Source organism: Pseudolysinimonas yzui (genome assembly GCF_014653215.1).
In the GTDB taxonomy this organism is placed as follows: Bacteria; Actinomycetota; Actinomycetes; order Actinomycetales; family Microbacteriaceae; genus Pseudolysinimonas_A; species Pseudolysinimonas_A yzui.
Map to the genome: position 1 here is coordinate 859694 of NZ_BNAI01000001.1, position 18975 is coordinate 878668.

At 68.0% G+C, this 18975-nt stretch carries 21 protein-coding genes; 6 read left to right on the forward strand and 15 right to left on the reverse strand.

What is annotated here, in order from left to right; all coding sequences use genetic code 11:
* Positions 1-162 precede the first annotated feature (162 nt).
* Genes IE173_RS04315 through IE173_RS04325 form a run of 3 tightly spaced genes read right to left on the reverse strand, consistent with a single transcriptional unit; the run spans position 163 to position 2319 of the window.
* Entirely contained in the window at positions 163-951 is a 789-nt protein-coding gene (locus tag IE173_RS04315) for a glycerophosphodiester phosphodiesterase family protein (RefSeq protein ID WP_191282089.1), read from the reverse strand.
* Positions 929-1843 (reverse strand): SPFH domain-containing protein, encoded by a 915-nt coding sequence (locus IE173_RS04320; RefSeq protein WP_191282090.1) that lies wholly within the window; start codon positions 1841-1843, stop codon positions 929-931. Before IE173_RS04320 ends, IE173_RS04315 begins: the two co-directional genes overlap by 23 nt.
* Positions 1840-2319 (reverse strand): NfeD family protein, encoded by a 480-nt coding sequence (locus IE173_RS04325; RefSeq protein ID WP_191282091.1) that lies wholly within the window; start codon positions 2317-2319, stop codon positions 1840-1842. The genes IE173_RS04320 and IE173_RS04325 overlap by 4 nt, the downstream gene beginning before the upstream one ends.
* Positions 2320-2361: 42 nt before the next feature.
* Here IE173_RS04325 and IE173_RS04330 point away from each other — a divergent pair, with 42 nt between their 5' ends.
* Positions 2362-3132 (forward strand): SDR family oxidoreductase, encoded by a 771-nt coding sequence (locus IE173_RS04330; protein WP_191282491.1) that lies wholly within the window; start codon positions 2362-2364, stop codon positions 3130-3132.
* Positions 3133-3140: 8 nt separating this feature from the next.
* Positions 3141-3605 carry an NUDIX hydrolase gene (locus IE173_RS04335; RefSeq protein WP_191282092.1) on the forward strand — a complete coding sequence of 155 codons (465 nt, stop codon included), beginning with the start codon at positions 3141-3143 and terminating at the stop codon, positions 3603-3605.
* Here the strand turns inward: IE173_RS04335 and IE173_RS04340 are convergent.
* The 6 genes from IE173_RS04340 to IE173_RS04365 all read right to left on the reverse strand — a co-directional run bounded on the left by IE173_RS04340 (position 3571) and on the right by IE173_RS04365 (position 8935).
* Positions 3571-4149, reverse strand: a complete 579-nt coding sequence (locus IE173_RS04340; protein ID WP_191282093.1) for a dihydrofolate reductase family protein — start codon at positions 4147-4149, stop codon at positions 3571-3573. The genes IE173_RS04335 and IE173_RS04340 overlap by 35 nt on opposite strands.
* Before the next feature lie 82 nt (positions 4150-4231).
* Positions 4232-5476 (reverse strand): ABC transporter substrate-binding protein, encoded by a 1245-nt coding sequence (locus IE173_RS04345; protein WP_191282094.1) that lies wholly within the window; start codon positions 5474-5476, stop codon positions 4232-4234.
* Entirely contained in the window at positions 5473-6567 is a 1095-nt protein-coding gene (locus IE173_RS04350; protein ID WP_191282095.1) for a branched-chain amino acid ABC transporter permease, read from the reverse strand. Before IE173_RS04350 ends, IE173_RS04345 begins: the two co-directional genes overlap by 4 nt.
* A complete protein-coding gene (locus tag IE173_RS04355; RefSeq protein ID WP_191282096.1) occupies positions 6567-7448 on the reverse strand; it encodes a branched-chain amino acid ABC transporter permease in 882 nt (293 codons plus the stop codon). Before IE173_RS04355 ends, IE173_RS04350 begins: the two co-directional genes overlap by 1 nt.
* Position 7449: 1 nt before the next feature.
* Positions 7450-8160, reverse strand: a complete 711-nt coding sequence (locus tag IE173_RS04360) for an ABC transporter ATP-binding protein (protein ID WP_191282098.1) — start codon at positions 8158-8160, stop codon at positions 7450-7452.
* Positions 8147-8935 carry an ABC transporter ATP-binding protein gene (locus IE173_RS04365; protein WP_191282100.1) on the reverse strand — a complete coding sequence of 263 codons (789 nt, stop codon included), beginning with the start codon at positions 8933-8935 and terminating at the stop codon, positions 8147-8149. The genes IE173_RS04360 and IE173_RS04365 overlap by 14 nt, the downstream gene beginning before the upstream one ends.
* A gap of 207 nt (positions 8936-9142) precedes the next feature.
* Here IE173_RS04365 and IE173_RS04370 point away from each other — a divergent pair, with 207 nt between their 5' ends.
* Complete coding sequence (locus tag IE173_RS04370; RefSeq protein WP_191282102.1) at positions 9143-9913, forward strand: IclR family transcriptional regulator; 771 nt, start codon at positions 9143-9145, stop codon at positions 9911-9913.
* Positions 9914-10002: 89 nt separating this feature from the next.
* The gene (locus IE173_RS04375) at positions 10003-10443 is read left to right on the forward strand and encodes a hypothetical protein (protein WP_191282104.1); all 441 of its coding nucleotides are present in this window, start codon (positions 10003-10005) and stop codon (positions 10441-10443) included.
* A gap of 455 nt (positions 10444-10898) precedes the next feature.
* Here IE173_RS04375 and IE173_RS04380 read toward each other — a convergent pair whose 3' ends face one another.
* Both IE173_RS04380 and IE173_RS04385 read right to left on the reverse strand, forming a co-directional pair.
* Complete coding sequence (locus tag IE173_RS04380; protein WP_191282106.1) at positions 10899-11330, reverse strand: hypothetical protein; 432 nt, start codon at positions 11328-11330, stop codon at positions 10899-10901.
* Positions 11331-11602: 272 nt separating this feature from the next.
* The gene (locus IE173_RS04385; protein ID WP_191282108.1) at positions 11603-12874 is read right to left on the reverse strand and encodes a prolipoprotein diacylglyceryl transferase; all 1272 of its coding nucleotides are present in this window, start codon (positions 12872-12874) and stop codon (positions 11603-11605) included.
* A gap of 225 nt (positions 12875-13099) precedes the next feature.
* Here IE173_RS04385 and IE173_RS04390 point away from each other — a divergent pair, with 225 nt between their 5' ends.
* Positions 13100-14569: an SDR family NAD(P)-dependent oxidoreductase gene (locus IE173_RS04390; RefSeq protein ID WP_229841870.1), complete on the forward strand. Its 1470-nt coding sequence runs from the start codon at positions 13100-13102 to the stop codon at positions 14567-14569.
* Here the strand turns inward: IE173_RS04390 and IE173_RS04395 are convergent.
* The 4 genes from IE173_RS04395 to IE173_RS04410 are packed head-to-tail and all read right to left on the reverse strand — an operon-like array spanning position 14548 to position 17417.
* Positions 14548-15816 carry an MFS transporter gene (locus IE173_RS04395; RefSeq protein WP_229841871.1) on the reverse strand — a complete coding sequence of 423 codons (1269 nt, stop codon included), beginning with the start codon at positions 15814-15816 and terminating at the stop codon, positions 14548-14550. The genes IE173_RS04390 and IE173_RS04395 overlap by 22 nt on opposite strands.
* Before the next feature lie 45 nt (positions 15817-15861).
* Positions 15862-16677, reverse strand: a complete 816-nt coding sequence (locus IE173_RS04400; RefSeq protein ID WP_308433078.1) for a DUF2071 domain-containing protein — start codon at positions 16675-16677, stop codon at positions 15862-15864.
* Positions 16584-16937 (reverse strand): metalloregulator ArsR/SmtB family transcription factor, encoded by a 354-nt coding sequence (locus IE173_RS04405; RefSeq protein ID WP_191282110.1) that lies wholly within the window; start codon positions 16935-16937, stop codon positions 16584-16586. Before IE173_RS04405 ends, IE173_RS04400 begins: the two co-directional genes overlap by 94 nt.
* 39 nt (positions 16938-16976) lie before the next feature.
* Positions 16977-17417 (reverse strand): nuclear transport factor 2 family protein, encoded by a 441-nt coding sequence (locus tag IE173_RS04410; RefSeq protein ID WP_191282112.1) that lies wholly within the window; start codon positions 17415-17417, stop codon positions 16977-16979.
* Between the two features lie 52 nt (positions 17418-17469).
* On the opposite strand from IE173_RS04410, the gene glpK reads away from it, so the two are divergent.
* Positions 17470-18972: a glycerol kinase GlpK gene (gene glpK / locus IE173_RS04415; RefSeq protein WP_191282114.1), complete on the forward strand. Its 1503-nt coding sequence runs from the start codon at positions 17470-17472 to the stop codon at positions 18970-18972.
* The last annotated feature ends 3 nt before the right edge of the window (positions 18973-18975 follow it).

The window sequence follows — 18975 nt, forward strand, 5'->3', positions numbered from 1 at the left end:
TGGCCTTCTTCCTGTTCCCGGTGGCGGTGATGCGGCGCACTCTGTGGAGCGCACCCGTGACTGGTATAACGACAGGCTGGCGTCCGCCATGCCCGCGCACACCTGTTCCCAGTGCATTCACAGCCGTTGCCGGTCGGATGCGAAGCGGGTCGCGAGGACGCCTCAGGATCGGTGGCCGGAACGCCGTGCCAACACCGCCATGGCGAGGTCGGAGCGGTCGGTCACCAGGCCGTCGACGCCGAGGTCGAGCAGCCGGTCCATCGTGGTTTCGTCGTTGATCGTCCAGGCGTGGATCTCGACATCTGCCGCGTGGAATGCCGCGATCGTGCGCGGGGTCATCGTCGACATCCGCAGAACCGAGAGGGGCAACTGCACCGCGTGAACGTCACGCAGGATGCGGCGCAGCGTCGGCAGGCCGCCCAAGCTGCGGGCGGCACTGACGGCGGCGACGGCGCCGCGAGCCGAGATCGAGGTGGCGACGCCGGGCAGCTGGCGCACCGCGGCGAGCCGACGAGCCGGGCTGAACGACCCGATGAGCACCCGGTCGGTCGCGCGCGCGGCGAGGATCGCGGCGACGGTCGGGGCGACGGCGTTCTCGGCCTTGATATCGATGTTGAACCGCGCGTCGGGGAAGGCGTCGAGCGCCTCGGCGAGCGAGCAGAAGGCCTGGCCCTCGCCCAGCTGGATGCGGCGCAGCTCATGTGAGGTGAGTTGCCCGACGCCGACCTTTCGCCGGGCGAGCCGGGTGAGGTCGGGGTCGTGACTGATCATCGCGACGCCGTCGGCCGAGCCGTGCACATCCGTCTCGAGGTGCGTCACGCCGACCGCGACGGCCTTCGCAAAAGCCAGCAGGGTGTTCTCGGGTGCCCCGAGCGCCAACCCGCGGTGAGCGAGCACCCGCGGGGGAGCGGGGGAGAAGTACCCGTTACTACTTGGCGGGAGGGGTGTCACGTGGTGCGAAGAAGCCGGGAGTGATGCCCTTGAGCGCCTCGGTCAGTTCGCTCGGGATGATCCACAACTTGTTGGATTCGCCCTCTGCCAACTTCGGCAGCGTCTGCAGGTACTGGTACGCGAGCAGCTTGCTGTCGGGGTTGCCGGCGTGGATGGCGCCGAAGACCGTCGTGATCGCCTCGGCTTCACCCTGTGCGCGCAGCACGGCCGCCTTGGCGTCACCCTCGGCGCGGAGGATCTCGGACTGCCGCATGCCCTCCGCTTCGAGGATCTGCGACTGCTTGGTGCCTTCGGCGGTGAGGATCGCGGCGCGGCGGTCGCGCTCGGCGCGCATCTGCTTCTCCATCGAGTCCTGGATACTCACCGGCGGGTCGATCGCCTTGAGCTCGACACGACCGACGCGGATGCCCCATTTGCCGGTCGACTCGTCGAGCACCACGCGCAGCTGGCCGTTGATGTTGTCGCGGGAGGTCAGCGCCTCTTCCAGGTTGAGGCCACCGACCACGTTGCGGAGTGTCGTCGTCGTGAGCTGCTCGACCGCACCGAGGTAGTTGGCGATCTCGTAGGTCGCGGCCCGGGCGTCGTTCACCTGGAAGAAGACGACGGTGTCGATCGACACGACGAGGTTGTCTTCGGTGATGACCGGCTGCGGCGGGAACGAGACGACCTGCTCGCGCATGTCGACGAGCGGACGCAGCCGATCGATGAACGGCACGAGGATGTTGAGGCCCGGGTTGAGCGTCTTGTGATAGCGGCCGAGCCGCTCGACGATGCCGGCATACGCCTGCGGGATGATGCGGATCGAGCGAGCGATGATCGTGAACACGAAGATGATCACGACCGCCACGACGATCCACAGGATCACCGAGTTGAAGACTTCGGCGTCGCTCATGAGATCTGTCCTTCTTTTCGGGGCGCCGGGACGACCACGGCGGTCGCCCCCTCGATGGCGGTGACGACGACGCGATCGCCCTCGATGAGTTCGCCGTCGAGACCGTCGACCAGGCGCGCGGTCCACGTCTCACCGTTCGCGAGCTTCACCTGGCTGCGCGAGGCGTTCTCGGTGACGACGACGCCGGTGAGCCCCACGAGTGCCTCGACGTTGCTGAGGGTGGGATCACCGCCCTTGCGGAACGCCCGCAGCAGCGGCGGCCGCACGACGAAGAGCAGCAGCAGCGCGAGGATGCCCGCGACGACGATCTGCGCCCAGAGCGGAGCCTGGAAGAATCCGGCGACGAGCCCGCCGAGACTGCCGCCGGCCAGCATGAGGAAGGTGAAGTCGAGAGTGAACACCTCGATGATCACGAAGATCAGAATGAGGGCGAGCCACAAGACCCAGCCCCACTGAACCAGGAACTCTCCCGACATGTGTCGAAACTAGCAGACCGGCTAGTCTCAGTGACCGTGAGCATCGACCCCGTTCTGCCCGCCGGATCCCTGTCCGGAAAGCGCGCCCTCGTCACCGGATCCTCCCGGGGCATCGGCGCCGACACCGCCAAGTACCTCGCCGCCGCCGGCGCCAAGGTGGCGATCAACTACCGCAACAAGGAGGCTCGAGCCCTCAAGCTCGTGTCCGAGATCACGGCTGCCGGAGGCGAGGCGATCGCGATCGGCGGCGACCTCACGGATGCGCCGTCGGTCGACGCGATGTTCCAGACCGTCGCCGACGCCTGGGGCGGCCTCGACATCCTCGTGCTCAACGCCTCGGGCGGCATGGAGGGCGGCATGGCCGAGGACTACGCCCTGCAGCTCAACCGCGACGCGCAGGTGCGTGCGCTCGAGACGGCGCTGCCACTGCTCGGCGAAGGCTCACGCGTCGTGTTCGTGACGAGCCACCAGGCCCACTTCATCCACACCGTGCCGACGATGCCGGAGTACCAGAAGGTCGCCGAGAGCAAGCGCGCCGGCGAGGATGCCCTCCGGGAGCGCATCCCGACGCTGGATGCCGCGGGCATCGGCTTCGTCGTCGTCTCGGGCGACATGATCGAGGGCACCATCACCGCGACCCTGCTCGACCGCGCGCGCCCCGGCGCGATCGACGCCCGCCGCGAAGACGCCGGACGCCTCTACACGGTGAGCGAGTTCGCCGCCGAGGTCGCCCGTGCCGCCGTGGACCCGCTGCCGGAGGGCCGCATCCGCTATGTCGGCGACGTGAGCGGCTTCCTCAACCCGCACCGCTGAGGCGCGCCGTGCCCAATCTCCACGCGCATCGCCTCACCTCGCGGGTGCTGCTGTTCGACCGCGACGACCGGGTGCTGTTGTTCCTGACGGCGGCGCCCGACTCGTCCCGGCGGGCACGCTGGATCACCCCCGGCGGGGGAGTGGACCCCGGTGAGTCCCACCACGAGGCGGCGCTGCGCGAGCTCGACGAAGAGACCGGCCTGCGCCTCGAGGTCCTGACCGGTCCGGTGTGGTCGCACGACTTCGACGTCGAGTGGGATTCTGCCGACCACGACACCGGACATGCGGAGTTCTACACCGCGGTCGTCGACGCCTTCGAGCCCTCCGACGCGAACTGGACCGACGACGAGCGGATCGACGTGAGCGAGCACCGCTGGTGGACGCTGGCGGAGCTGCTCGCGGAGCGCCCGCCGTTCGAACCGAAAGAACTCATCGACCTCATCCGCCGGCAACTGCCGTCGTGCCAGGCGTGACCGCGTAGACCAGTCGCGCGAACTGGCCGACCTTCTCGGCCGAGACCAGTTGCAAGCGGTCCGACTCGACCCGGCGCGGAAAGAGGGGGGCGCCGCCGGTGAGCGCGACCGGCGCGACGGACAGCGCGATCTCATCGAGCGCTCCTGCGTCGAAGAACTGCCCCGCGAGATCGCCCCCGCCGATGACCCAGATGTCGCCGTCACCCGCGGCGTGCCGGATGGCGGGGAGTGCGTCGGCCACCGATCCACTCACGAACCGGATGTCGGCACCGGTCGGCGTCGGGAGCTGCCGCGTCGTGAACACGAAAGTCGGCCGGTCTCGGTGGAAGTCGGCCCACTTCTCAAGGTGTTCGAGCAGACCGAGCTCGGCGAGCATCCACTCGTAAGTCGTCGACCCTTCTACCAGCACGGTCGCGTTCGCGGGCAGGAGCGCGGCGTCGGGTTGTTCGCCGTCCTCGACCGCGAACAGCCAGGCGAGGGAGTTGTTCTCGTCGGCGATCCAGCCGTTGATCGTCGTGGCGGTGTCGAACAGGATCTTGCCCATGCCGCAACGCTAGGCGCGACATCCGACGCTCATGAGGGAACGCCCCGGACCTCGCGGCCCGGGGCGTTCTCGTCACTCGGTGTTACTGGACCGGGCCGTAGCCGGTGCCGTTGAACTGCACCAGGTTGAGTCCCTGGATCGCGGGCAGCGTCGGGTCGGTCGTGTTGACGGTGATGCCGTCGAGCAGCAGCGGTGCCTGGAAGTCCTCGATCGAGTGCAGCGCCTCCATGAAGCTGTCGCGCGTCGGCTCGGTCATTCCCAGGAACGCCTGTTCGAGGATCGCGCCCTCGGCGTAGCTCCACGCGCAGTGCGGCGTGTAGGTCGGCGCGATCTCCGCACCGTACTCGGCGAAGGCCTCGTTGAAGGCGATGACGTCCTCGTCCTCGGCGAACGTCGGCGACACCGGAACCTTCGACAGCGACGTGGTGTAGACCGCCGGGTAGGCGGCCCCGTTGCCCGGGATGACGACCGTCGCCGGCGTCGAGGTGTTCGACGGCAGGAAGATCTCCGGCAGCCAGCCGAGCGACTGTGCCTTGGTCAGCACGCCGACCTGCAGCGGGGTGACCGACACGGCGCTCAGCAGAGCGTCGGCACCCGAAGCCGCGAGTTCCGTGACCTGCCCGTCGAGGGTCGGATCGGTCGGCTCGTACGTCGCGGACGCGACGACCTCGACATCGGTTCCCTCGATGGCCGCCTCGAACCCGGCCACGTAGTCGTCGCCGTAGTCGTCGTTCTGCGACAGAACCGCAACCGTGACCTCGCCGCGCTCGGCGAGGAGCTCACCGAAGGCGAAGCCTTCGCTGTAGTACGTCGGGAGCAGACCGAAGGTCCAGGGGTTCGTCTCCTGGTCCGACGAGAACATCGTCGCGCCGGTGACCAGCAAGACCTGCGGGATCTCGTCCTCATTGGCGATCGGCAGGATCGCCGCGTTCGTCGGGGTGCCCAGGGCGCCGACGTACGCGAAGATGCCGTCATCCACCAGCTGGCGGAAGTTCGACACGGCCTTCGCCGGGTCGTACACGTCATCGAGGTAGGTGAGTTCGACGGTGCGCGTGTTGCCGTCGCCGAACTCGAAACCGCCCGCGGCGTTGCCCGCCTCGAGGTAGGTGTAGAGCCCGGCCACCGTGCAGGAGCCCGGGCCGGCCGTCGGGCCGCTCAGCGGGCTGCTGATCCCCAGGCTCAGGGTGGTGTCGGTGATTCCCGGGCTGGCCTCGGCGGGGCCGGCGTCGCCGTCGCCCTCACGGGTGCATCCCGTGATGAGCAGGGCGGCGATGGCGCCCGTGGCGACGACGCCGCCGATGCGGCTCGCGTTACGGAGGTTCATCATTGACCTTGCCTCTTTCTGTTCTTCTCGGTGGACTTCGGACCGGTGGCGGTGGGCGCGAGCGCCCCATCCGAAGGGTTCTGGGGAGTTTCGGCGTCTCGGGCTGGCGCGTTGCCGCGGCGGCGGAGTGAACGCAGGACCTGCGCGATCCGGCGGGGGAGCGAGACGACGCCGCCGGGAACGAGGAAGAGCACCGCGAGCAGGATGGCGCCGGAGAACAGCGCCGTCAGCGACGGGTTGATCTCGTTCGCGAGGTTGGGCACGAGCACGAAGTAGATCGCGGCGAAGATCGTGCCGAGGATGCTGGCGGAGCCGCCGATGACCATCGCCGCGACCATGTTGATCGAGGTGTGGAACGACATGGTCTCAGGGGAGGTGTACTGCACGACGCCGAGGTACAGAAAACCGGCGACGCCGCCGAAGAGCGACGCGATCGTGAAGGCGAGCACCTTGTACCGGTAGGGCGAGATGCCGATCGAGATGGCGACGGCTTCGTTCTCCTTCACGATGCGGAAGGCGCGGCCCATGCGTCCCCGTACGAGGTTGCGGGCCAGGAGGAACATGAGCGCCGCGATGATGACGACGACGTAGTAGCGCCACTGGTCGTTCTCGAGGAATCCTTCGTTCCACTCCGGGGCGCTGAGCCACCGCACGGTGGTGCCTTGCGAACCGCCGGTGAACTCGCGGAAGCGCTTCGCCAGGGGGATGCCGATGATCGGGAGGGCGATCGTCACCATCGCCAACGCGAGACCGCGCAGGCGGGCGGCGGCGAGAGCGATGATGAGGCCGACGATCGCGGGCACGACGGCGCAGAGCAGGAAGATCAACGGGATCGGCCAGCCTTCGGTCACCCCATAGGCGGCGATGTAGGCCCCGAGGCCGAGGAAGGCGCTCTGGCCGAGCGACACCTGGCCGGTGTAGCCCATGACGATGTTGAGCCCGAGGATCGCGACGGCGAACACGGCCATCAGCGACAGCTGGTAGTTCACGAACTTGCTCGAGATCAACGGCAGCACGATGAGCAGCGCCGCGACGGCGACGCCGATAGCGAGGCGAACCCAGCGGTTCGTCGTGAGTCTCGTCAGCGATTTCATCAGACGCGCACCACGACCTTCCGTCCGAAGAGCCCCTGGGGTCGCACGATCAGGATGATGATCATCACCACGAACGGAACGGCGATCTTCAGGTCATTGCCGACGATGTCGATGTAGGCGCCGGCCAGATTCTCGATCACACCGATGAACCAGGCCGCGATGACGGCACCCTGGGGAGAGTCGAGCCCGCCGAGGATCGCCGCCGCGAGCGCGTAGACGAGCACGAAGTCGAGCATCCCGGGCGAGACGAACAGTTGCGGTGCGACCAGCACGCCGGCGATGACGCCGAGCACGGAGGCCAGGCCCCAGCCGATCATGAGCAGCCAGCTCACCGGCAGGCCCGAGAGGGATGCCGACACCGGGTTGTCGGCGACGGCGCGCATCGCGAGCCCGAGTTTCGTGCCGCGGAACAGCACCTGCAGCAGCACGACGACGAGCGCGAGCACGACGATCGTGCCGATCGACCGGAGGCTGACGAACACGCCGGCGATGTTGAGGGTCTCCAGGCCGAAGAACGACGGGAACTGGCGGGGTTCATAGCCGAAGAAGAAGGCCGCGACGCCGCCGAGCAGCACGAACAGGCCGATCGTCACGACGACCGCCGTGTCGGGGTCGCCCCGTTCGAACGGCCGCACGATAACCCGCTCGAGAACGGCGCCGAGCGCGAAGGCGAAGACGATCGCGCCGAGGATCGCCAGCGCGAGCGGGGCGCCGGCGTCGAACAGGGCGTAGGCGACGAAGGTCGACAGCACCGCCATCCCGCCCTGGGCGAAGTTGATGAGGCCGGTCGCCCGGTTCACGAGCACGATCGCCAGGGCGAGCGCACCGTAGATCGAGCCGGTGGCGAGACCTTCGATGACGAGCTGGATGAAGTACTCCATGTCAGCCTCCCAGGTACGCGCGGCGCACCTCGTCGAGGCCCATGAGCTCGTCACGCGAGCCACTGAGCGAGGTCTTTCCGGTCTCCAGCACGATCGCGTGGTCGACGACCGAGAAGGCCAGCATCGCGTTCTGCTCGACCACCACCATCGCCACGCCCTGCTCGCTGCGCAGCCGCCGGATCGCCTGGTACACCCGCTGGGCGGTGCTCGGCGCCAGGCCGAGGGATGCCTCATCCAGCAGGATCAGGCGCGGCTTGGCCATGATCGCGCGCGCGATCGCGAGCATCTGCTGCTCGCCGCCGGAGAGCGCCGACGCATTCGACCCGATGCGTTCCCGCAGGTTCGGGAACAGGTCGAGGCACAGGTCCAGATCGGCCGCGACCCCTTTGCGGTCCTTGCGCAGGTAAGCACCGACCCGCAGGTTGTCGCGCACCGAGAGGTCGCCGAGGGTGCCGCGCCCCTCCGGCACGTGTGCGATGCCGAGCGCCGCGACCTTGTCGGGGCGGTATCCGGTGATGTCCCGCCCGTCGTAGGTGATCTTGCCGCCGGTGGCGACCATCCCGCTGATCGCACGCAACGTGGTCGTCTTGCCGGCACCGTTCGCGCCGAGGATGCCCGCGGCGGCGTTTTCACCGACCCGGAACGAGATGCCGTGCAGCACCTGCGCGTGGCCGTACGACGCCGTCACGTCCTCGAGTTCAAGCAGCGTCACCGTCGGCCACCTCCTTGCCCAGGTAGGCCTCGACGACGCGTGGATCGGACTGCGCTTCGGCTGCCGTTCCCTCCATCAGCTTCGCGCCGTGGTCGAGCACGACCACGCGGTCGGTCAACGCCGAGATGAGCCCCATGTGGTGCTCGACGATCACGATCGTCAGGTCGAAGTCGGCACGCATCGTGCGGACCGACGCGATGAAGCTCTCCACCTCGGCATGCGACAGGCCGGCGGCCGGCTCGTCGAGCAGAAGCAGTCGCGGATGGGACATCATCGCCCGCACCAGTTCGACTCCCTTGTGCAAGCCGTGGGACAGCTCGTCGGCGGGGATGTCGGCCGCCCACGCCAGCCCGAATCGTTCGAGCAGGTCACGCGCCTCGGCGCGTGCCTCACGTTCCCGCCTCATGGTCGGGGGGAGCCGGAGGGCCCAGCTGACCGGGCCGCCCGGGAGGTGGCTGTGGGCGCCGAGGAGCACATTCTCGAGCACCGACGCCTCCAGCCGCAGGGCCGGATGCTGGAACGTGCGGGCGAGACCGGCGACCTTCGCGAGTCGAGAGGAGTGCACCGCCAGGGTCTCGACGTCGTCGATCCGGATCGAGCCCGACGAGGGGCGGTAATGCCCGCTGATGCAGTTGAACAGCGACGTCTTGCCGGCCCCGTTCGGTCCGACGAGGCCGAAGACGGCGCCCGGCTCGACCTCGAGGCTCACGTTCTGCAGCACCGAGATCCCGCCGAAGTGCAGGGAGACATCTGTGAGCTTCAGCCGAGCGGCCATACGCCGTCCTCCGCTTCGTTGCCGAACGTCGTGGTGGTGGAGGGGTGGTGCCACGGTAACCCGTCGCCTTCCACCCGGCAACCGCTTGTCGACAATTTCGTCGACGAAGGTGCTTCGGCCACGTCGCCTCCTGCTGTGTGAGGGGAAACGTAGGGGAGGGGTAGATTGTTGACAATTCGATTCCCAACCAGTGGAAGTCTGTCGCCCATGGCCGTGCAAGAACGGGTACTCGGCATCCTCGGTGCCTTCACCGCCGACCGTCCCAGCCTGAGCCTGTCGGAGATCGCCGAGGCCACGAAGCTGCCGATCTCGACGACGCATCGCCTGGTCGGCCAGCTGGTCGCCTGGGGAGCCCTGGAACGTGACGAGCGCCGACGATATGTCATCGGCCTGCGGTTGTGGGAGCTCGGGTTGCTGTCGCCCCGTGCCTACCGCCATCGCTCGCGCATCCTGCCCTTTCTGGAGGAGCTGTTCGTCGCGACCCGGGAACACCTGGTGCTCACGGTGCTCCTCGACGGCGAACCGGTCATGGTCGAACAGCTGCTCGGGCGACGCGGCGCGCGGCTCGCGGCGGGCCTGGGGGAGCGGTTGCCGTTGCACGCCTCGTCGCCGGGTCACGTGTTCCTCGCATTCGGGCCGCCGGAACTTTGGGAGACCATCGAGGCCGGGCCGCTGCACGCCTACACGCCGCGCACCATCACGGATCCGAATGCATTACGTGCCGTGGTGCGCGAAGTGAGACGCACCTCGATCGCTATCAGCGAGGGCGCGATCGTGTCGACAACCGTGTCGATCTCGGCACCCGTCTTCGCCCAGCGCGGCGAGTTCTACGGGGCCGTGTCGATCGTCGCCACGATCGGCACCGTCGATCCGAAACAGCTGGCTCCGCTGGTGCTGCGGGCCGCACGCCTCATCAGTGCCGCGCTGCTGTCGGCCGGCGACGACCCGCCGTTCCGGCCGCTCAGCCGCGCCGGCTGATCGAGCAGATCCTGAGAAGCGGGAGCGACGCGTCCCTGCCTATCGTGAAGGCATTCGGGGAGACACCCGACCAGGGAAAGGAACACGAGATGGCTGAGAAGACGACATCCGATGGGCTCACCGCCGACGAGCGGGCCGCCGTGAAGGAGCGCGCCGCGGAACTGCGCGCCCAATCCAAGGCCGCCGACAAGCGCGCCGCCGGCACGAAAGCGGTGCGCGACGCGATCGAGAAGCTGGCGGGCAGCGACCGCGAGATCGCCGAGAAGTTCTACGCGCTGGTCACGGAACACGCTCCGCACCTGGTGCCCAAGACCTACTACGGGATGCCGGGCTTCGCGAACGCCGACGACAAGATCCTCGTGTTCATGCAGCCGGCGTCGAAGTTCAAGGTGCGTTACGCGACGATCGGCTTCGAACAGCCGGCGACGCTGGACGACACCACGATGTGGCCCGTCGCCTGGGGCATCTCCGCATTCACCGCGGCCGACGAGAAGGCCTTCCTCGCCACCCTGAAGAAGGCGGCGGGCTGAATCCCGCCCCTTCCGGGCGATTCAGCACATCCGATAAGCAGCATTATGTCCAATTGGATTCAACGGGTAAGCGTTCAGCACTCCCCGAGTGGTTGCCTCACCAGGACTTTCTCGGGTGCCGCGTTGATCGGGCGGAGGCCACGTCGCGCAGAGGCTTGTGAGCTTTCCCTCTTGAGGGTGCAACACTTCACGCCCGGCCGGCCATATACACGGTATGAATGGACGACCGCACCCTCGACACCCTGCTTCGGCGAAGTGCGCCCTCCCCTGCCCCGGCCGATCCGGCGGTGGAGGCAAACCTCCTTGCGATGGTCGACGATGCGCGACACAAGGCGCGGCCCGCTCGCCGTCGACGCCGTGCTCTGTGGTTCGCCGCGATCCCACTGGTACCCGCGCTCGCGTTCGCCCTCACCGGTGGAATCGAGGAGCGCATGACCCCGATCTCATCATCCCGGTCACTTACACGACAGACACCGACTATACCGAAAGCTGTTCGAGTGGAGTCCACTTAGCGCGATGACATCGAGCGCTGCCCCGCCCTCCATCGAATCGCCCACCAGGGTAACAGCGACGAAGACGAGCCCAGCGCCAAATGTGATCTGTGCAACCCACGCGAGGTCGGGCCGTGAAGCCGTGACGAGGTGTTGGAAGCATGCCAGAAACACGATGAGAAACGCCAACAAGAACGTGTCAGCGAGAATCACGATGAAGGTTTGCGTCGACCTTTCCCGGATGTATTCGACGAGCGCCAGGGAGTCATCGAGTTCCGGGCGCGCGCCCATCGTGAGTTTGGTCACAGCCTCTACCGCGAGGAAGATCGCGATCGCGATCGCGGACAGCCCCATCCATCGGTGCCTGGTTGAGGGTCTCGTCCCGTCCGCGCTCATGGCCCCTTCTTGCGATCCGTCTCTTCGGCTTGGCAAATGCCCGACCGGCATGACCATTCCGCCCCCTCCGGGCGTGGAGAGCAAGTGTCGAAAGTCCCGGCATCGGCACGCGGTCGCGCACGGTTCCCCCTTGGCACCCGCCTCGGGATTTGGCCTTCCGCTCTCAGCCGTCGAGACAGCCGCCAGGATCAGGCCCGCGTCCTCCCGCCCGAGGGGCGGTAGGACGATTCGCCGACGCCCGGGCCGGCACGGTCGGTGTCCCGGCCCCGACCTCAGCTCGCGTACGTGATGATCGCAACAACGATGGCGGCTAGCAGAACAATTGCCGCGCCGGCGAGCGTGATTGCCCGGCCATGCTGGGTCTTGCTGGACTCGGCACGCAGCGGCAACAGCAACTGACGACCCAGGACGTAGGCGGCCAGTGCTCCGATGAAGATGGTGCCGCCCAGCTCGGGCAGTCCGGCCGTGACCAGTACGGCCAGCGCGATCGCGCCGATGGTGGCCGCCAGCGCAGACTCGAACAACTGTGTGGGGATCCGGCGCACTCCCAGCCGTCGGTCCGAGGACCACAGGCCCCAACGCGACGCCGTCGGCCGGCCCACGCAGCATCCGCTGAAGAAGCACCCGAAGCGCCCGATCATCATTCCGAACATCAGCGGCGGCGCGGTGATGTCGAGCAGCGAACCGATCTCGACGCCGACGGCCAACGCCCCGACGATCAACCCGACAGCGGCGCCGATGACGAACCCTTGGATGCACATCCCACCGCCGTTGAGCGGCTGTCGTCGAGCGGCCGGGTACACGGCCAGGTAGTAGACCTTCGCGCCGACCAGCCCGATCAGGCTCGCCAACACCGACACCAGAAAGACACCGAACACAGGGAGCCCCAGGAGGCCGGCGAGAATCGCCTGGACGATCAGCCCGACCCCCGCCCCCAGACCTACCAGCCCGGCCCAGGAGCCCAGCAGCACCCCCGGGGCCTTCTGGGCGATCACCGGCGCCCAGCCGGTCGAGCCCTCGGCGGAGCCCCCCGCCAGACGTGGTAGCACCGGGCGCGCACCGCCGGAGGGCTTGCGATCGGATCCGATGGGGTGTACGGAAGGGCGCGCCACCACATGCCACGAACCGGGGGTCACATCGGGTACTCGAGTGGTGACCGCGACCCGCCCGCTCCCGGGCAGCACCTTCTCCACCGTCGTGGAGAGGGTGAACCGGTCACCGGGACGGGGTTGGTGCTTGACGCCGGTGCGGCGCCCCTCGAACGCGATGGTCACCGAATACGGATCGCCCTCAGGCGCGGCAAGAAACTCATACGTCAGTCCCAACGCATGCGGTTCGACCTCTGCCAACGCATCGCAGTTGAACGCGGAAACCCGCAACGCGTTCGTCGGCGCCGCGTCGCTGCCGCGATCTGGATCCGGCAGCGGAGGTGCCGGATGGCTCGGCTCCACCTTCGTGGCGGAAGAGTTCGTGGCAGAAGCCGCCGGTCGGCGCTGAAAGGACGCCCCTGGCTGCCAGGTGCCCGGCTTGTGGTGATTGGTCATCGTCTTGGCTCTATCTCGAATTCCGGCGGACATCGCGGCCCCGCGCAACGAAACACACTGGTCGCGGGACCTCGGCCGCCTCGGTCGGGACCCCGGCAGGGCGACGATGATGTTTGTGCGAGTTTAGTCGTTCTCGCCAACAAGGGTGTGGTCGACGAGGTACGCGCCCGAGCGACTCCGAGCCCGTCGGGCGGCGCGCGATCCAGGGTGGTGAGAGAATCACCCGTGCCCTCCGACCACCCCCGTTCCCGCAGCGGCATCGACCCGGCGGATCTTGAGGCCACCCTCCGCGTTCTCGCGGCGATGCCCGGTGTGGATCCCGCCGATCCCGACTTCGTCGCGGTCCGTCGCGCCACCGCCGCGATGTTCAAAGCGGTCAAGCGGGAGCGTCGGCTCGAACTGCGCGCGCAGGTCGCCGAAGCCGACAAGGCCGTCGTCGCCGCGACTGCTACCGGCGCCCCGGACCGGATCGACGACGAGACCCGCGGCATCCCGATCTCGGGTGCGACGACCGCCGCGATCGCCGGAGTGTTCCGCAAGCCGCGGCCCTGCTACATCTGCAAGCAGGACTACACGGTCGTCGACGCGTTCTACCACCAGCTCTGTCCGACCTGCGCGGCCATGAGCCATGCCAAGCGCGACGCCCGCACCGATCTCACCGGCAAGCGCGCGCTGCTCACCGGCGGCCGCGCGAAGATCGGCATGTACATCGCGCTGCGGCTGCTGCGCGACGGCGCCCACACGACGATCACCACGCGGTTCCCGCGGGATGCCGTCCGCCGGTTCACGAGCCTCCCCGACTCCCCCGAGTGGATCGACCGGCTGCGCGTCGTCGGCATCGACCTGCGGGACCCTGCTCAGGTGATCGCGCTCGCCGAATCGGTCGCCGAGCAGGGGCCGCTCGACATCCTCATCAACAACGCCGCCCAGACGGTGCGCCGCTCCCCCGGTGCGTACTCCAAGCTCGTGGATGCCGAGCTCGCTCCCCTGCCTGATGGTCCGCTTCCCGAGCTGGAGACCTTCGGCCACACCAACGACAGTCACCCGCAGGCCCTGGCGCGCGCCGTCGCCGCGCATCCGATCCTCGCGGCTGCCGCCGAGCAAGCCGACGAGCTCACCGAGCAGGCGATGGCCGCCGGATCGTCCTCGCTGGAGCGTCTCGCCGCCGGCACCGCGATCGACGCCGGCGGGCTCGTGCCCGACCTCGCACCGATCAACTCGTGGACGCAGAGCGTCGACGCGGTCGATCCGCTCGAGATGCTCGAGGTGCAGCTCGCGAACGAGACGGCACCGTTCATCCTCATCTCCAAGCTGCGGGCCTCCCTCGCCTCCTCCCCCGCGCGCCGCACTTACATCGTCAACGTCAGCGCGATGGAGGGCGTCTTCGGCCGGGGCTACAAGGGCCCGGGTCACCCGCACACCAACATGGCCAAGGCGGCCGTCAACATGCTCACCCGCACCAGTTCCCGAGAATTGTTCGAGACTGACGGCATCCTCATGACGAGCGTCGACACCGGCTGGATCACCGACGAGCGCCCGCACCCGACGAAGGTGCGGCTCGCCGAAGAGGGCTTCCACGCCCCGCTCGACCTCGTCGACGGTGCTGCGCGGGTCTACGACCCGATCGTGCGCGGCGAGGCGGGCGAAGACCTGTACGGCGTCTTCCTGAAGGACTACGCGCCCGGCTCCTGGTGAGGGTCCGCCTCGACGCGCCCCTCCCGGATGGCCTGCCGCCCGGCGGGCACGAGCACGGCGAGCACCACGACGACGAAGGTCAGGATGCCGGCGCTCACGATCAGCGTCTCCACCGGCATGACGTCGGCGAGCGGGCCGAACACCACCATGCCGATCGGCATCGAGACGGCCATCACGATGCCGACGAACCCGAAGACCCGGCCCTGACGCTCCGGTTCGACCCGCAACTGCAGCAGCGTCATCGCGGGCGTCGAGAAGAACGGCACGAGCAGCCCGAAGACGAACATGAAGCCGAAGAACCACCACAGGTTCGTCGAGAGGCCCAGGGCGATCGACAGCAGCCCGAACAACACCGATGACGCGATGATCATCAGCACCTTGTTCTTCGTGCCGCCCCAGATCGAGATCACGATGCCCCCGAGCAGCATTCCGACACTGAAAGCGATCTCGAGAATCGTCAGCTTCGCGACGTCGTCCAGCCCGAAGAAGTCGCCCCCGAACGAGCGGACGACCATGAGCGGCGTGAGGTATGACGGCGCCACCGTGAGCAGGAAGATGATGGCGAAGACCAGCAACAACCAGCGGATGAGCCGGTGGGTGGCGACGTACTTCACCCCTTCGACGAGGTCGGTGAAGTACCCGGTGCGCTCCGCCCGCACGATCGTCGGCACGGCGACGGTCGCGAGCAGCGCGATGCCGAGAACCGCCGTCACCACGTCGACGAAGAAGATGGTGACGATCGACGCCGTCGCGTAGAGCACGCCGGCAGCGGCCGGCGCGATCAGCGCCAGCGCCGACTGGATGCTGCCGAGAATCCCATTGACGCGCATCAGATGCTGGGTGGGCACGATCTGCGGAATCAGCGCCGAGACCGCCGGGGTCTGGATGCCGGCGCCCATCGATCGGATCGCGAGCGTCGCGTAGATGAGCACCAACGAGTCGACCCCGGAGAGCATGAACAGCGCGAGCGCGAGGGTCGAGGCCGCGATCGCGGCATCGGCGACGATGATCAGCATCTTGCGGTTGAGCCGGTCGGCCCACACTCCCCCGAAGATCGACACGACCGCCTGCGGCAGGAACCCGAAGAGCGCGGCGAGCGCCATCACGGTGCCCGACTTCGTGGTGAGCGTCAGGTGCCACATGACGGCGTACTGCACGAGCATGGAGCCGAACAACGACACCGTCTGCCCGGTCAGGAACATCCCGACGTCGCGTTTCCAGTGCGGGCGGGTGTCGACGTCGGTCACGTCCGACAGTCTCTCAGCTTCCGCCGGCGGGCGGGTCGCGAGGCGTCAGACCACCGCGTGCCCGCGCGTGAGGTCGATGCGCGGGGTGTCCCAGAAGAACGGGAGGTCGCGCATGACCAGCGCACTGTCGAGCTCGGCTGAACCCTGCGGAAGCGAATCGAAGAACGACGATTCCACGGAGTGAACGACGCCCGTCTCAGCCGCCCACTCTTTCGATGTCAACTCGAGCGCCTCGACTCCGCCACCGCCCGCACATGGTGACCACCCGACCGACCCCTGACGATGAAACTCCGACGCGTCCTCGACGGACGAGAAGAGCTCACTGTGCCACGGACCTCCCACCCCGACATCGACCGCAACTCGGATTCCGGGCGCCGTCATTCGGACGCGAAAGCGATCCTTGGTCTCATCGAGATCGAATCGTCCGCGACGCTGCACTCCGGGAAACAACCGCCCGCCGCCGAGCACCGGCAGCAACGACGAGCTGTGCCGTTCGACGATGTAGACACCCGTGCGTGTGCCGCCCTCGTCATCCCACTCCACCGCGACTCGGTGTGCGACATTCTCGGTGCGGAAGCCGAACCGAGGGCGAAGCCAACCCGGCCTCACCGCGCTCAGGCCGATCATGCACACCCCGGCGACCGCACTCCCGTTGACGAGCTGCGGCCGGAGGGGAGCCGGGACGAGGGATGCTGCAACGTCCGGGTCCACCCGATACGTGATGAGGAGTCGACGGCGCACTTGGGCGCGGAGAGTCGCAAGGGCGCTCACGACAAGGCCTCGCTGGGAGAGGCCGATCGAGCCGCACCTTCGCCGCGCCGATGGCGCCGCACTTCGCGCAACACGATCTGTTCGGGACACACCGTCGAGAGGAAGTCGCCCACCGAGAGCGCCAGTCGATCTTCGACGAGCGAGTAGAGGATGCGGTTGGCATCGCGTCGTTCGGCCACGAGTCCGGCGCTTCGCAGCACCGAGAGGTGCCGCGAGATCGTCGGCCCCGAGGTCGCGAATCGCGAGGCGATCTCCCCTGCGGCGAGCTCGCCGTTCTTGAGATCCTGGAGGATCTGGCGACGCGTCGGATGGGCAAGCGCCGTGAAGACGTCGCTGACTGAATCGGTCACGTTCGCAACTTAGCACTATTGCTAATTAGCGAGATAGCTCTACTTCTTGCGACGGTGGGTGAGCCGGTACACGGTGTGCCCGATCGCGAGCCCAAAGCCGACCGAGCCGCCCGGGCCGTACGGCTCGTAGGCGCGCATCTTCGTGATCTTGGATCCGTCGGTCTCGATGACGAACACCTGCGGAAAGTCGAGGTGCTTGCCTCCGGCAGCCAGCACATGGTGCGTCGAAACCTCCACAACCGCGGAGAGCCCGTCGGCGCTGAGGAACCAGCGATCGATGTCGAAGCCCATGCTCTTCATCCCGGCGAAACTCCAGGTCAGGCCTTCGCGCACCTCGGCGATGCCGTTCATGTTCGGGTACGGGTAGTGCGGGTCGTAGAGCTGGATGTCGTCGGCGAAATGCGCGGTCGCGAGGTCGAGGTCTCGCGCCTCCACCCCCGCGAACATCGCTTCGATGATCGGCTTGATATCTGCGGCCATGTCGTCCCCCGTTCAGCCCAGCCTTACGTGGTCGAGAGCGTAGCGTGGGCGCATGCCGAGGTACGTCATCGCGATCGATCAGGGCACCACGAGCACCCGCGCGATCCTCTTCGACCATGCCGGGATGCCGGTAGCCACCGGACAGCGGGAGCACCGGCAGATCTTCCCCCAGGCGGGCTGGGTCGAGCACGACGCGACCGAGATCCGCGACAATACGTTCGCGGTGCTGGCCGAGGCGCTCGCCGCCGCCGGTGCCGACCCCGCCGATGTCGCCGCGATCGGCATCACCAACCAACGCGAGACGGCGGTGATCTGGGATCGCGCGACCGGCGAGCCGATCGCGCATGCCATCGTCTGGCAGGACACCCGCACCCAGGATCTCGTCGATCGTCTCGCCGCCGACGGCGGGGTCGATCGGTTTCGCGCACAGACCGGGCTACCACTGGCGACCTACTTCTCGGCGACGAAGATCGCCTGGCTGCTCGACTCGGTCGAGGGAGCTCGAGCGCGGGCCGAGGCGGGCGAACTCGCGTTCGGCACGACCGACTCCTGGGTGCTCTGGAACCTGACCGGCGGAGCCGACGGCGGAGTGCACGCGACGGATGTCACGAACGCGAGCCGCACCCTGCTGATGGATCTCGCCACCCTCGCCTGGGACGACGGCCTCCTGACCGCGTTCGGCATCCCTCGCGCACTGCTCCCCGACATCCGCTCCTCGTCCGAGGTCTACGGCACCGCGATCGCTCCCCTTGCGGGGGTGCCGATCTCCGGCATCCTCGGCGACCAGCAGGCGGCCACGTTCGGGCAGGCCGCCTTCGGCGCGGGTGAGAGCAAGAACACCTACGGCACCGGCAACTTTCTGATCGCCAACACGGGCACGAAGATCGTGCACTCCGCCAACGGGCTCATCACGACGGTCGCGTACCGACTCGGTGACGACGAACCGCGCTACGCGCTGGAGGGCTCGATCGCGGTGACCGGATCGCTCATCCAATGGCTGCGCGACAACCTGGGCTTCTTCGAGAACTCGGCGGATGTCGAGCAGCTCGCGCTCTCGGTGCCCGACACCGGCGGCGTCGCGTTCGTGCCGGCGTTCTCGGGGCTGTTCGCGCCCTATTGGCGGCCCGACGCGCGGGGCGCCATCCTCGGCCTCACGCGGTTCGCGACGAAAGCCCACATCGCCCGGGCCGCCCTCGAGGCCGTCGCACTTCAGACCGTCGACGTGCTCGACGCCGCGGGTGCCGACCTTCCCGCCCCGATCACCGAACTGCGGGTCGACGGCGGCATGGTCGCCAACGACACCCTCATGCAGTTCCAGTCGGACGTGCTCGGGATTCCCGTGGTGCGTCCCGCGGTGATCGAGACGACCGCGCTCGGCGCGGCCTACGCCGCGGGTCTCGCGGTCGGGTTCTGGTCAGACCTCGACGAGCTGCGCGCGAACTGGCGCGAAGACCACCGCTGGGAACCGATGATGGCTGCCGCCGAACGCGCCGAGCGGATGCGCGCGTGGAAGAAGGCGGTCACGCGCACGTTCGACTGGGTCGACTCGCCCTGACCC

Coding starts and splice junctions, on each gene's coding strand:
- IE173_RS04350 (WP_191282095.1), bottom strand. CDS start 6,567: ATGAAATCGCTGACGAGACTCACGACGAACCGCTGGGTTCGCCTCGCT.
- IE173_RS04325 (WP_191282091.1), bottom strand. CDS start 2,319: ATGTCGGGAGAGTTCCTGGTTCAGTGGGGCTGGGTCTTGTGGCTCGCC.
- IE173_RS04370 (WP_191282102.1), top strand. CDS start 9,143: ATGGCCGTGCAAGAACGGGTACTCGGCATCCTCGGTGCCTTCACCGCC.
- IE173_RS04340 (WP_191282093.1), bottom strand. CDS start 4,149: ATGGGCAAGATCCTGTTCGACACCGCCACGACGATCAACGGCTGGATC.
- IE173_RS04385 (WP_191282108.1), bottom strand. CDS start 12,874: ATGACCAATCACCACAAGCCGGGCACCTGGCAGCCAGGGGCGTCCTTT.
- IE173_RS04380 (WP_191282106.1), bottom strand. CDS start 11,330: ATGAGCGCGGACGGGACGAGACCCTCAACCAGGCACCGATGGATGGGG.
- IE173_RS04365 (WP_191282100.1), bottom strand. CDS start 8,935: ATGGCCGCTCGGCTGAAGCTCACAGATGTCTCCCTGCACTTCGGCGGG.
- IE173_RS04355 (WP_191282096.1), bottom strand. CDS start 7,448: ATGGAGTACTTCATCCAGCTCGTCATCGAAGGTCTCGCCACCGGCTCG.
- IE173_RS04375 (WP_191282104.1), top strand. CDS start 10,003: ATGGCTGAGAAGACGACATCCGATGGGCTCACCGCCGACGAGCGGGCC.
- IE173_RS04320 (WP_191282090.1), bottom strand. CDS start 1,843: ATGAGCGACGCCGAAGTCTTCAACTCGGTGATCCTGTGGATCGTCGTG.
- IE173_RS04410 (WP_191282112.1), bottom strand. CDS start 17,417: ATGGCCGCAGATATCAAGCCGATCATCGAAGCGATGTTCGCGGGGGTG.
- IE173_RS04345 (WP_191282094.1), bottom strand. CDS start 5,476: ATGATGAACCTCCGTAACGCGAGCCGCATCGGCGGCGTCGTCGCCACG.
- glpK (WP_191282114.1), top strand. CDS start 17,470: ATGCCGAGGTACGTCATCGCGATCGATCAGGGCACCACGAGCACCCGC.